This is a genomic window from Pseudomonas syringae group sp. J254-4, assembly GCF_032586855.1.
Classification (GTDB): domain Bacteria; phylum Pseudomonadota; class Gammaproteobacteria; order Pseudomonadales; family Pseudomonadaceae; genus Aquipseudomonas; species Aquipseudomonas amygdali.
Genome location: NZ_JAWHOO010000024.1, coordinates 15527 through 27324, shown reverse-complemented (window position 1 = coordinate 27324; position 11798 = coordinate 15527). Strand labels below are relative to the sequence as shown.

Here is an 11798-nt window from a genome sequence, read left to right as displayed (position 1 = left end):
GCGTCACGTATCTGCGCCTTGACGCATCCTCCAGAACCCCCGCATTCAGGCGCTTTTCAGCTTGCCGTTTACCGGCGAAAACCTGCCGATTATTTTTTATTGATTGATCGTTCAATAAAAAATCTTTAGACTGGCCTCACCGTTTTGGTACAACGATCATTGCAGACACCCGGGAGAATCGCGCCAATGCCCAAGGTCGGAATGCAACCCATCCGCCGCCAACAACTGATCCAGGCCACGCTCACAGCGGTCGATCAGGTCGGTATGGGCGACGCCAGCATTGCTCTGATTGCGCGACTGGCGGGCGTGTCCAACGGCATCATCAGTCACTATTTTCAGGACAAGAACGGCCTGATTGCCGCCACGATGCGGCATCTGATGAACGCCTTGATCCTGAACGTCCGCGAACGTCGGCAGGCGCTGACCGAAGACAGCCCAAGGGCTCATCTGCAAGTGATCATCGAAGGTAACTTCGATGCCAGTCAGGTCAGCGGCCCGGCCATGAAAACCTGGCTGGCCTTCTGGGCGACCAGCATGCATCACCCTTCGCTGCACCGATTGCAGCGTATCAACGACCACCGTTTGTATTCGAATCTGTGCTGTCAGTTCCGCCGTACCTTGCCACTGGAACAGGCACGCAGCGCCGCCCGCGGGCTTGCCGCCCTGATAGACGGGCTGTGGCTGAGAGGCGCGTTGTCAGGCGATGCATTCGACACCGAGCAAGCACAACGGATTGCCTACGAATACATGGATTTTCAACTGGCGAAATCGGCTGGCTGAGAGCTTTCGAAGCCTGCCTGCCGAACGACTGCAAGACCGTGTTGCCCAATGTTTCCGGCACACTGAAATCAGTCATCGCCCCCCCCACTGAATTTGCGAGGACTTTATGGCCCGTTTTGAACTGCAGAAACTTTACATCGATGGCGGTTACGTCGATGCCAGCAACACTGAAACTTTCGATGCCATCAACCCGGCGAACGGCGAAGTACTGGCGCAGATCCAGCGTGCCGGCAAGGAAGACGTCGAGCGCGCAGTCGTTGCTGCTGAAAAAGGCCAGAAGATCTGGGCTGCCATGACCGCCGTCGAGCGTTCGCGCATCCTGCGTCGTGCTGTCGATATCCTGCGTGAGCGCAACGACGAACTGGCTGCGCTGGAAACGCTGGACACCGGCAAGGCCATCTCCGAAACCCGTTACGTGGATATCGTGACCGGCGCTGACGTGCTGGAATACTACGCAGGCCTGGTGCCCGCCATCGAAGGCGAACAGATCCCGCTGCGTGATTCCTCCTTCGTTTACACCCGCCGAGAGCCGCTGGGTGTGGTTGCAGGCATCGGTGCGTGGAACTACCCGATCCAGATCGCCCTGTGGAAATCCGCACCGGCGCTGGCGGCGGGCAACGCGATGATCTTCAAGCCAAGTGAAGTCACCTCGCTGACCACCTTGAAGCTGGCAGAAATCTACACCGAAGCAGGCGTGCCGAACGGCGTATTCAACGTGTTGACCGGCAGCGGCCGTGAAGTCGGCACCTGGATCACCGAGCATCCGCGCATCGAGAAAGTGTCGTTCACCGGCGGCACCGACACCGGCAAGAAAGTCATGGCCAGTGCATCGAGCTCTTCGCTCAAGGAAGTGACCATGGAGCTGGGCGGCAAGTCGCCGCTGATCGTGTTTGACGACGCTGATCTGGACCGTGCTGCCGACATCGCAATGATGGCCAACTTCTACAGCTCCGGCCAGGTCTGCACCAACGGTACGCGCGTGTTTGTACCGAACGCGTTGAAAGCCGAATTCGAAGCGAAAATCCTTGAGCGTGTGAAGCGTATTCGCGCCGGTAACCCGGAAGACGAAAACATCAACTTCGGCCCGCTGGTCAGCTTCGAGCACATGGAAAGTGTGCTGGGCTACATCGCCAAGGGCAAAGAGCAGGGCGCACGCCTGTTGTGCGGCGGTGATCGCTTGACCGGTGGTGTGTTCGACAAGGGCGCTTTCGTTGCGCCAACCGTGTTTACCGACTGCACCGACAACATGACCATCGTGCGTGAAGAAATCTTCGGCCCGGTGATGAGCATCCTCGGCTACGACACCGAAGAAGAAGTGGTGCGCCGCGCCAACGACACCGATTTCGGTCTGGCCGCAGGCATCGTGACCCGTGACCTGAACCGCGCACACCGCGTGATTCATCTGCTGGAAGCCGGTATCTGCTGGATCAACGCCTGGGGCGAATCGGCGGCACAAATGCCGGTCGGCGGTTACAAGCAGTCGGGCGTTGGTCGTGAAAACGGTATCAGCTCGCTGGCGCAGTACACGCGGATCAAGTCGGTACAGATCGAACTGGGCGACTACGCCTCGGTTTTCTAAACACGGTTCAAGTGGCACGCGGCAAACCTCAAGCAGACGCAATCAAAAGCGGTTTGCCGCACCCCATTTTCACAAGTATCGCCTCGCTGCTTCTGCTTGCAGCCAAGGCTTGAGACTTGCAGCTCTATGAGGGAGCCTCTATGACGACTCAATCCGAATACGACTACATCATCATTGGTGCCGGCTCTGCCGGTAACACCCTGGCAGCCCGTCTCACCGAAGACGCGGGCGTCACTGTTCTGCTGCTGGAAGCCGGTGGCCCGGACTATCGTCTGGATTTCCGTACCCAGATGCCAGCCGCACTGGCATTCCCGCTACAGGGACGCCGCTATAACTGGGCCTACGAGACCGAGCCAGAGCCACACATGAACAACCGCCGCATGGAATGCGGTCGTGGTAAAGGCCTGGGCGGTTCGTCGCTGATCAACGGCATGTGCTACATCCGCGGCAACGCGATGGACTATGACGGCTGGGCCAAGGAGCCGGGTCTCGAAGACTGGAGCTACCTCGACTGCCTGCCGTACTTCCGCAAGGCCGAAACCCGCGACATCGGCCCGAATGACTACCACGGTGGTGAAGGTCCGGTCAGCGTGACCACGCCCAAGGCGGGCAACAATCCGCTGTTCCATGCGATGGTCGAGGCGGGCGTGCAAGCCGGTTTCCCGCGCACTGACGACCTCAATGGTTATCAGCAGGAAGGCTTCGGTCCGATGGACCGCACCGTGACGCCTAACGGTCGTCGTGCCAGTACCGCCCGTGGTTATCTGGACGAGGCCAAGAAGCGCTCGACCCTGACCATCGTCACTCACGCGCTGACCGATCGCATTCTGTTCGAAGGCAAGCGTGCCGTCGGCGTGGCGTACCTGGTAGGCGACAGCGACACCCGCATCCAGGCCCGTGCCCGCAAGGAAGTGCTGTTGTGTGGCGGCGCAATCGCTTCGCCGCAGATTCTCCAGCGTTCCGGTGTCGGCCCGGCCGAAGTGCTGAACAAGCTGGATATTCCGGTGGTTCATGACCTGCCGGGCGTTGGCCAGAACCTTCAGGATCACCTGGAGATGTACCTGCAGTACGCCTGCACCCAGCCGGTGTCGCTGTACCCTTCGCTGAAGTGGTGGAACCAGCCTGCCATTGGTGCCGAGTGGATGTTCCTCGGTACGGGTATCGGTGCGAGCAACCAGTTTGAAGCCGGTGGTTTCATTCGCTCCAGCGAAGCGTTCGAATGGCCGAACATTCAGTATCACTTCCTGCCGGTCGCGATTAACTACAACGGTACCAAGGGCGTTCAGGAGCACGGCTTCCAGGCTCACGTTGGCTCCATGCGTTCGCCGAGCCGCGGTCGTGTGCAGGTCAAATCCAAAGACCCGCGCGAGTACCCGAGCATCCTGTTCAACTACATGTCCAGCGAGCAGGACTGGCAGGAGTTCCGTGATGGCATCCGCCTGACTCGCGAGATCATGCAGCAACCGGCTCTGGACCCGTACCGTGGCCGCGAAATCAGCCCTGGTATCGATGTGCAATCTGATGAAGCGCTGGACCAGTTCGTACGTGAGCACGCCGAAACGGCTTACCACCCGTCCTGCTCGTGCAAGATGGGCACCGACGAGATGGCCGTTGTCGACGGTCAGGGCCGTGTGCATGGCCTGCAAAGCCTGCGCGTAGTCGATGCCTCGATCATGCCGATCATCACCACGGGCAACCTGAATGCACCGACAATCATGATCGCCGAGAAAATCGCCGACAAGATCCGCGGTCGTCAGCCGCTGCCACGCAGCACCGCCGACTACTTCGTTGCAGGCGACAAGCCGGCACGCGGCAAGCCGCTGCGCGAAATCAGCCACCAGGCCTGATCTGACGACGGGCGTCCTCCCTGGACGCCTTTCGTTGTGAATGCTCCAGCGTGAATGTATTTCACACTGGAGCATCGGCACGATAGTTACAGGATTCTCGTTCCTCACGCTGCAGCGTGGGAATGCATTTCCCGACGCTCCGCGTTGCAATGGACGCGGAGCATTGGTACGAGCGCCAACTCGATTCAGACCCTCCTCCCGACAGACGCGAATTGCCACCATCCCTCCGCTCTGCCACAATCGCGAATGATTCTCTTTAGTTAGATCTTTCTCATCGAGGCTATTCGTGTCGTCAGTCCCAAGCACTCATAGCGAGATTGTTGGCGCGCTGTATCGCGATCATCGTGGTTGGCTGCTGGCCTGGCTCAGACGCAATGTCGCCTGTCCACAGCGTGCTCAGGATTTGAGTCAGGACACGTTCGTGCGTTTGCTCGGGCGACAGGAATTGCTGACGCCCAGAGAGCCTCGAGCGTTCCTGGCGGCCGTTGCCAAGGGACTGATGTTCGACTACTTCCGCCGCGCTGCGCTGGAGCAGGCTTATCTCGGGGAGTTGATGCAGGTTCCCGAGGCCGAGCAGCCTTCGCCGGAAGAGCAGATGCTGATTCTGGAAGACCTCAAAGCGATCGACCGTATGCTGGGCAGCCTCTCCAGCAAAGCACGGGCAGCCTTTCTGTACAGTCGCCTCGACGGGCTGAGCCACGGCGAAATTGCCGAGCGGCTGGGCGTCTCGGTTTCGCGCGTCAGGCAATACCTGGCTCAAGCCATGCGTCAGTGCTATGTGGCGCTCTACGGTGAGCCGACATGAACACCAGGCCGGTATCCGCTCATGTTCTGGACGCCGCGATCCAGTGGCAATTGAACATGGATGGCAGCAGCGGCAATGACGCTGAGCTTGCTCGCTGGCTGGCCGCCGACGAAGAGCATGCCAGGGCCTGGAGCCAGTTGGGCATGGTCAATCAGCGTTTTGCCTTGCCAGCAGGTCCGGCGCGCAAGGCATTGCAGCAATCGCCCGGTGCCCAGCGGCACAGTTTGCGCAAGCTCGGTGGCGGTCTGGCCGGGGTGTTCATGGCGTTGGGGCTGGCATTGTTCGTCGGCGACCGCTACCTGCCGATAGATTACTGGCTTGCCGACCAGCGCACCGCCACCGGCGAACAGCGTGAAGTGCGTCTGGCGGACAACACCCTGATTCGCCTTAACACCCACAGCGCGATTGATGTGCGCTTCGATGCGCAGCAACGTCGGGTGATTCTGCAGGACGGCGAAATAATGGTGCAGACCGGCAATCATGACGATCCGCGTCCCTTCATCGTCGAAACTGCGGATGGCAAAATGCGCGCCCTGGGTACGCGCTTTCTGGTCCGTCGCGAGCCAGACGGAACACTGCTCAGCGTGCTGCAATCAGCGGTTGCCGCCAATGCGCGCAATGCGTCCGGTGAACAGGTTCTGCGCGAGGGCCAGCAGGTTCTCCTCACGCGCAATGGCCTTGGCCCGTTGCTCAGCATGCCTTCCGGCGTCGACGCCTGGACGCGCGGCATGTTGGTGGTGGACAACGCCCGGCTGGCGGACATGCTTGCTGAACTGGGTCGTTACCGTACAGGCCATCTGGGTGTCGACTCGACCGTGGCTGATCTGCGTATTACCGGCACATTCCCGCTGGCCGACACTGACCTGGCGCTCAAGGCGTTGTTGCCGACCTTACCCGTGCAGATCGAACAACACACCGCGTGGTGGGTCACTGTGCTGGCCAGGGATGAGCAGGCCAGCAGCAATCCGGCAAAACTCTGAAACATACCTCTTCATGCCTGCACCGGATCGCCCTGACACTTTTCCGGTTTCGAGCGGCTTAGTCTTACAAGTCATTTCGGGGGCACGCTCGGTTTTGCGTCCCTTCGCCTGTGGATAAACCATGAAAAGCCAAACCGTGCGCCGCTGGTCCATCGTGCATACCTGGAGCAGCCTGATTTGCACCCTGTTTTTGTTGATGCTCGCGGTTACAGGACTGCCGTTGATCTTCCATCATGAAATCGATCACCTGCTGGGCGACGCCCCGCAGTACCAGGAGATGCCTGCCGACACGCCGCATCTGAACCTGGAGCAACTGGCCAGGGCCGCCGAAGCACATCGCCCCGGCGAGGTGATGCAGTATTTCGGCTGGGACGACGAAGACCCCAATGGCGTGATGGCCATCACCGCGGCAACCGCAGGTACCGAGCCCAATTCCTCGCACACCTTCGCCCTTGATGCACGCACCGGTGAAACGCTGGAAATGCCTTCTGCCAATGGCGGCTTCATGATGGTCATGCTGCGCCTGCACGTAGACATGTACGCCAACCTGCCCGGCAAATTGCTGCTGGCGTTCATGGGTTTGCTGTTTGTGGTGGCGATTGTTTCCGGGACCGTGTTGTATGCGCCGTTCATGCGCAAGCTGGAGTTCGGCCAGGTGCGGGTCAATAAATCCAGGCGTACGCGTTGGCTGGACCTGCACAACCTGATCGGCGTAGTCACATTGACCTGGGCGCTGGTGGTGGGCGTGACGGGGGTGATCAGTGCCTGTGCCGATCTGCTGATTGCCTCTTGGCGCAATGATGCGCTGGCGACCATGATCGCCCCTTACAAGGACGCGCCGCCATTGACCCAGCGCGCCCCGGCGACTCGATTGCTGGAAATTGCCGAATCCGCTGCGCCCGGCATGCAGGCCGATTTCATCGCTTTCCCCGGCACGCGCTTCTCCAGCGAGCATCATTACGCGGTGTTCCTCAAAGGCAACACGCACTTGACTGCGCACCTGGCCACGCCAGTGCTGATCGACGCGCAGACGCTGCAAGTCACGGCCGTGGTCGAGCGTCCCTGGTACATGGATGCATTGGGTATGTCGCAGCCTCTGCATTTCGGTGATTACGGCGGCATGCCGATGAAGATTCTCTGGGCGGTACTGGATGTGCTGACCATCATTGTGCTCGGCAGCGGGGTGTACCTGTGGTGGGTGAGACGGCGTGCCACGCGCTCGCTGAGCGTGATTCGCGCTCAGGCGGCGCAATGAGTTCCAGGCCATCGCGATTCTGGAAGACCTTTGCGATACCCGCCTTGATAGCGCTGCTTATCGGCGTCGGCTTGTTCGCCGCGCTGCTGGGTGATGGCTGGTGGGACACGCTGGCGTGGCTGGGCATGGGGACGGCTGCCCTGTTGAGCATCAAGGGCTTGCTGGTGCGGCGCGGCTGATTGAAACGCTCATTGCAGGCGCGTCACAGGCTGACTAGTCTAGGATCCTGTCTCATTCGAGGAACACCCATGTCAGCGCCCACGATGACGTTGTACTTCAACGCCGCCTCGCCTTTTGCCCGCAAGGTGATGGTGATGCTTCATGAAACCGCTCAGCTCGACCGCGTCGAGTTGCAGACCACAGTGCTGACACCGATCAGCCCGTCTGCCGAGCTCAATGAAGACAACCCGGCCGGTAAACTTCCCGCGCTAAGGCTGGCTGACGGCAACGTCATTCACGACAGCCGGGTGATTCTTGATTATCTCGACCACCAGCACGTGGGCCTGCCACTGATCCCCCGGGAAGGCTCGGCACGCTGGAGGCGCCTGACCCTGGCTTCGCTGGCCGATGCGGTGTTGGATGCAGCGGTAATGATCCGCTACGAAACTGCCTTGCGTCCGCAGGAAAAACACTGGGACCAGTGGCTGGACAACCAGCAGCAGAAGATTGAACGCTCGCTGCATTACTTCGAAAGCGATGCGGTCACAGAGCTCAGCACATCCTTTGATGTCGCATCGATCAGCGTCGCCGTGGCGCTCGGTTATCTGGACTTTCGCCAGCCGGATCTGAACTGGCGCAGCACTTATCCGCGACTGGCCGCTTGGTATCTGGACGTCAGTCAACGCCCGTCGATGATCGCGACCCTGCCGCCAGTTTGAGTCAATCTGCGCAGCGTCCTGAACGGCATACCCACGCGGAGCATGGGCACGATGGTGTTCTCGCGTGCGGCTATCGTTCCTCACGCTCCAGCGTGGGAATGCCGTGGGTGACGCTCTGCGTCACAGATCTGCGCCGCGCCATGCCCTCAAGACCGGACGCGGAGCGTCCAGAACGGCATGCGACGCGGAGCGTCGCACGATAGTCAGGAAGAAGCATGAGCACGATAGACGCCTCAGCAGTCAGGCTGGTCAGCAGTGTAGCGGCGGGCCGGGTTAACCGCTGCGTCGAACTCGCGCAGCGCCTTGGCGCCGATCAATAGCGGGAAGTTGAAGTGGCTGCGATCGACCAGGTTGACTTCGACCGTACGCTTCTTGTTTCCCAGGCACAGTTCCAGGTCTACAACAGGACGCTTGGCAGGGTTGATGCCTTCGTCGTCTTCGTCATCACCTTCTGCACGCCCTTTGATCTTGCTGATCCGCGACACCTTGTGCTCATACACCTTGTTGTCGGCGCCCTTGGTTGCCAGACGGAATCGCACCCAGTCATCGCCATCACGCTGGAACAGCTCGATGTCCTTGGCCGACAGTGAAGCAGTCAGTGCGCCGGTGTCCATCTTGGCCTTGAAAGTCTGGTCTACGTCCAGAACCTTGATGTTCTCATAGCGGCCATACAGCGTCGGTTCAGCAGCCATGACCGGCAGGGCCAGCAACGACAATAGCGCCAGGATCGGTTTCACGTGAGAGGTTCCTCGCAATGGTCAGCGCCTGATTGGCGCGCGTTTTTAGACAGCGAACCTGCAGTAGGTTCGCCAGCAAGAGTGTCAGGCCAGCATAAATGCCCGGACGTGAAACATTTGTAAGCACCTGTGTAATTGGCGTAAAACGCGTGGGTCTTTATTATTGCCGCCCCTGAACCTTCAAGAGTCCGCCATGCGCCGTCTGCTCACCGGCTGTTTTGTTGCTTTGCTGTTACTGATCAATACGCTGGTATTGATAGGTCCGTTATTGGTTTTTGCGTTGCTCAAGCTGCTGTTCAGAGGCCGAATGCGCGATCGCTGTTCAGTCGCCGTTATGTGGATTGCCGAAACCTGGGCCGAGATTGATAAGGTTATCTTCGCAACCTGTGTACCGACGCAATGGGATATTCGTGGCGATGAGGGGTTGCGCAGTGATACTTCGTATCTGGTCATCAGCAATCATCAGTCGTGGGTGGATATTCCTGCGCTGGTCCAGGCACTCAACCGGCGCAAACCCTTCTTCAAGTTTTTTTTGAAAAAAGAACTGATCTGGGTGCCCCTGCTGGGTCTGGCGTGGTGGGGGCTGGATTACCCGTTCATGAAGCGCTACAGCAAGGCGTTTCTAGCGAAGCACCCGGAGCTGAAGGGCAAGGATCTGGAGATCACCAAGGCTGCCTGCGAGCTGTTCAAGCGTCAGCCAGTGACCATCGTCAACTATCTGGAAGGCACGCGCTTTACTCCGGGCAAACATGCGACTCAAGCATCGCCCTATACCCATCTGCTCAAGCCCAAGGCCGGTGGCGTCGCATTCGTGCTGGCTGCTATGGGTGAGCAACTGGACGCCATTCTGGATGTCACTGTGGTCTATCCAGGTTCAGGCATTCCCGGGTTCTGGGACATGCTGTGCGGGCGCGTGCCCAAGGTGATCGTCGACATCAAGACCCGCGAAATGGACCCGGCACTGTGGCAGGGCGACTACGAGAACGATCCGGTGTTTCGCGAGAAAATCCAGAGCTGGGTCAACCAGCTCTGGGTGGAGAAAGATGCGCGTATTGCGGCGTTGCGGCTTGAATCAGCTGCCGGTACCCCATAACCCACTCAGGCTCTGCAACGCCGAACCGCTGGCACCTTGCTGCCCGAGGTATTGCAGAATCAGCGGGGCAAACTGGCTGACCATTGTGCTGTCCATGCCCAGTGCCTTGAAGGCGTTATTCACATCACCCATGCTCTGCACGTTGCCCAGTGCGCTGTTGAGCATCGAGTTATCGCCGGACTTGCCACCGAGCAGACTGCCCAGCCCGTTTGCGCCTCCCAGGCTGTCCAGTGCGGAGGTGCCGGACATCTGCTCCAGGCCAGGAACGGATTTGGCCAGTTGCGAGTAATCGGTGCTGGTCAGTTTATTTTTTGCCAGCCCGAGCAATGCGCCTGTTCCGCCAACGGCTTGTTCAGGGGTGACATTGAGCTGGGTGCCAAGGGTATTAAGCAGCCCTGCGACTTCAGGGGCCGCCGTGGCTTTCTGATTGCCACTCGTGGCATTGGAAACCGCATTTGCGGCGTCATTCAGATTGAAGGCAAACACCGGGCTTGCAGCCAGTGCCATCAACGTTACCAAAGCCATACCGCGTGCAGTTTTCATTGCGTCACCCTTATCAAACCTGAACCGCCCATGAGTGGGCGGTAAAGCAGACGGTTTGACTGTGAGCAACAGAGGCTTGTTCCCAACGCGCTGAAGACAGGCAGTTATTTCATTTGCCTGAATCGGCTCTGGCAGACGAGGTGGGCTCCCTAGCATTTCTGCTAGCTGTGCAGCACGAGATCACACGCCCAGAATTACGGTTCTATCATCGATCGCCGCAGGTGATGTTCATGTCTTCTGCCAGCCCTGTAGTGCTCTGCACTTACCATTACGACGCAACGGATCGTCTTGCCGACTGCTCGCCTGCGGGGCAGGGCAGGACGCGGCTTTTTTATCAGAAGAGCCGCTTGGCGACGCAAATTCAGGGGCAGATACAGCACACGCTTCTGCGTACGGACGAGCATTTGCTGGCTCACCTGAGTGTGGAAAACAACCAGAACGATTGCCTGTTACTGGCGACGGACCAACAGCAGTCAGTGATTGCCGCTCAGGGGTTGGAGTTTGCCTACACGCCTTACGGACATCGTCATCCTTCAGGCCCCGCAAGCTTGCCGGGCTTTACCGGCCAGCGAGTTGACCCGGTGACGGGGCACTATTTGTTAGGGAATGGGTATCGGGCGTTTAACCCGGTGTTGATGAGGTTCAACAGCCCGGACAGTCTGAGCCCGTTTGGTGAGGGCGGGGTGAATGCGTATGGGTACTGTGAGGCGGATCCGGTTAATCGGGTTGATCCGGGCGGACATTGGCCAACGTTTTTAGTGAAAATTTTGAAAAGAGCAAGCCGTGTGAAACAGCGTTTACTTGGTCGAAAAGGTAGCCAGGATTCTCTATCTTCCCCGTTGCTTGATCGTTCCGGGTCCACACAGGTAACTACTTCAACTAACTCGGTGAGCTCGCATACGTCTGCACCTGATGTTATCGATGGGTCACAATTTGTTGTCCCACCACCCCGCCCTCCCAAGACAGGACAGCTGAACGGCATTCCGCCGGTCCTTCCTCCCAGAAACGCGCGATCGAGTGTTATCCCACCCAAACCACCCCGTCCTCCCAAAAACATGCCACCACCACCCCTTCCTCCCAAGAACGGGCAGGCCGTTAATTCCCCATCACCCCCTCGTCGAACGATTGTGTCTATAGCAGGTGAAAAAATGGATATTCGTGAAGCCGTTAGAAAGTTGGAACAATGGATCCCGAAAACGTGAATAATTTTCTGGCAAGGGTAAGCAGGTATCGCGTGTTGTAGTTAATTGTGTTAACTATTATAAAACGGTCGTTAAAAACTTCGACATGGCAATGGCGCG

The 11798-nt window shown here is 58.9% G+C and carries 12 protein-coding genes; 10 read left to right on the top strand and 2 right to left on the bottom strand.

The window, feature by feature from the left end:
• Positions 1-186 precede the first annotated feature (186 nt).
• From betI to RYB09_RS22625, 8 genes are all read left to right on the top strand, one after another.
• Complete coding sequence (gene betI, locus RYB09_RS22660; RefSeq protein ID WP_057403222.1) at positions 187-780, top strand: transcriptional regulator BetI; 594 nt, start codon at positions 187-189, stop codon at positions 778-780.
• 106 nt (positions 781-886) lie between these two features.
• On the top strand, positions 887-2359 hold the full coding sequence (gene betB / locus RYB09_RS22655) for a betaine-aldehyde dehydrogenase (RefSeq protein ID WP_122281038.1): 1473 nt from the start codon (positions 887-889) through the stop codon (positions 2357-2359).
• Between the two features lie 140 nt (positions 2360-2499).
• A complete protein-coding gene (gene betA, locus RYB09_RS22650) occupies positions 2500-4206 on the top strand; it encodes a choline dehydrogenase (protein WP_005758134.1) in 1707 nt (568 codons plus the stop codon).
• A gap of 286 nt (positions 4207-4492) precedes the next feature.
• Entirely contained in the window at positions 4493-5011 is a 519-nt protein-coding gene (locus RYB09_RS22645) for an RNA polymerase sigma factor (protein ID WP_002555616.1), read from the top strand.
• Complete coding sequence (locus tag RYB09_RS22640; RefSeq protein ID WP_316890312.1) at positions 5008-5991, top strand: FecR family protein; 984 nt, start codon at positions 5008-5010, stop codon at positions 5989-5991. Before RYB09_RS22645 ends, RYB09_RS22640 begins: the two co-directional genes overlap by 4 nt.
• 121 nt (positions 5992-6112) lie before the next feature.
• Positions 6113-7246, top strand: a complete 1134-nt coding sequence (locus RYB09_RS22635; RefSeq protein WP_316890310.1) for a PepSY-associated TM helix domain-containing protein — start codon at positions 6113-6115, stop codon at positions 7244-7246.
• Positions 7243-7425, top strand: coding sequence for a hypothetical protein (locus RYB09_RS22630; protein WP_004654803.1), 183 nt, complete (start codon positions 7243-7245; stop codon positions 7423-7425). Before RYB09_RS22635 ends, RYB09_RS22630 begins: the two co-directional genes overlap by 4 nt.
• Before the next feature lie 69 nt (positions 7426-7494).
• Positions 7495-8124 carry a glutathione S-transferase family protein gene (locus tag RYB09_RS22625; protein ID WP_058401200.1) on the top strand — a complete coding sequence of 210 codons (630 nt, stop codon included), beginning with the start codon at positions 7495-7497 and terminating at the stop codon, positions 8122-8124.
• A 233-nt stretch (positions 8125-8357) separates the two neighbouring features.
• On the opposite strand, the gene RYB09_RS22620 is transcribed toward RYB09_RS22625, so the two are convergent.
• Positions 8358-8861 carry an ATP-dependent zinc protease gene (locus RYB09_RS22620; RefSeq protein WP_002555611.1) on the bottom strand — a complete coding sequence of 168 codons (504 nt, stop codon included), beginning with the start codon at positions 8859-8861 and terminating at the stop codon, positions 8358-8360.
• 193 nt (positions 8862-9054) lie between these two features.
• On the opposite strand from RYB09_RS22620, the gene RYB09_RS22615 reads away from it, so the two are divergent.
• Complete coding sequence (locus tag RYB09_RS22615; protein WP_316890305.1) at positions 9055-9954, top strand: acyltransferase; 900 nt, start codon at positions 9055-9057, stop codon at positions 9952-9954.
• On the opposite strand, the gene RYB09_RS22610 is transcribed toward RYB09_RS22615, so the two are convergent.
• The gene (locus tag RYB09_RS22610; protein WP_058401202.1) at positions 9934-10497 is read right to left on the bottom strand and encodes a DUF2780 domain-containing protein; all 564 of its coding nucleotides are present in this window, start codon (positions 10495-10497) and stop codon (positions 9934-9936) included. The genes RYB09_RS22615 and RYB09_RS22610 overlap by 21 nt on opposite strands.
• A 230-nt stretch (positions 10498-10727) precedes the next feature.
• Between RYB09_RS22610 and RYB09_RS22605 the strand changes: the two genes are divergently transcribed.
• Positions 10728-11699: an RHS repeat-associated core domain-containing protein gene (locus RYB09_RS22605; RefSeq protein ID WP_316890302.1), complete on the top strand. Its 972-nt coding sequence runs from the start codon at positions 10728-10730 to the stop codon at positions 11697-11699.
• Positions 11700-11798 lie beyond the last annotated feature (99 nt).

What these genes read in the sequence shown, in the direction of transcription:
- betA (WP_005758134.1), top strand. Translation starts at nt 2,500, where the DNA reads ATGACGACTCAATCCGAATACGACTACATCATCATTGGTGCCGGCTCT.
- betB (WP_122281038.1), top strand. Translation starts at nt 887, where the DNA reads ATGGCCCGTTTTGAACTGCAGAAACTTTACATCGATGGCGGTTACGTC.
- RYB09_RS22630 (WP_004654803.1), top strand. Translation starts at nt 7,243, where the DNA reads ATGAGTTCCAGGCCATCGCGATTCTGGAAGACCTTTGCGATACCCGCC.
- RYB09_RS22640 (WP_316890312.1), top strand. Translation starts at nt 5,008, where the DNA reads ATGAACACCAGGCCGGTATCCGCTCATGTTCTGGACGCCGCGATCCAG.
- RYB09_RS22605 (WP_316890302.1), top strand. Translation starts at nt 10,728, where the DNA reads ATGTCTTCTGCCAGCCCTGTAGTGCTCTGCACTTACCATTACGACGCA.
- RYB09_RS22610 (WP_058401202.1), bottom strand. Translation starts at nt 10,497, where the DNA reads ATGAAAACTGCACGCGGTATGGCTTTGGTAACGTTGATGGCACTGGCT.
- RYB09_RS22635 (WP_316890310.1), top strand. Translation starts at nt 6,113, where the DNA reads ATGAAAAGCCAAACCGTGCGCCGCTGGTCCATCGTGCATACCTGGAGC.
- RYB09_RS22625 (WP_058401200.1), top strand. Translation starts at nt 7,495, where the DNA reads ATGTCAGCGCCCACGATGACGTTGTACTTCAACGCCGCCTCGCCTTTT.
- RYB09_RS22615 (WP_316890305.1), top strand. Translation starts at nt 9,055, where the DNA reads ATGCGCCGTCTGCTCACCGGCTGTTTTGTTGCTTTGCTGTTACTGATC.
- betI (WP_057403222.1), top strand. Translation starts at nt 187, where the DNA reads ATGCCCAAGGTCGGAATGCAACCCATCCGCCGCCAACAACTGATCCAG.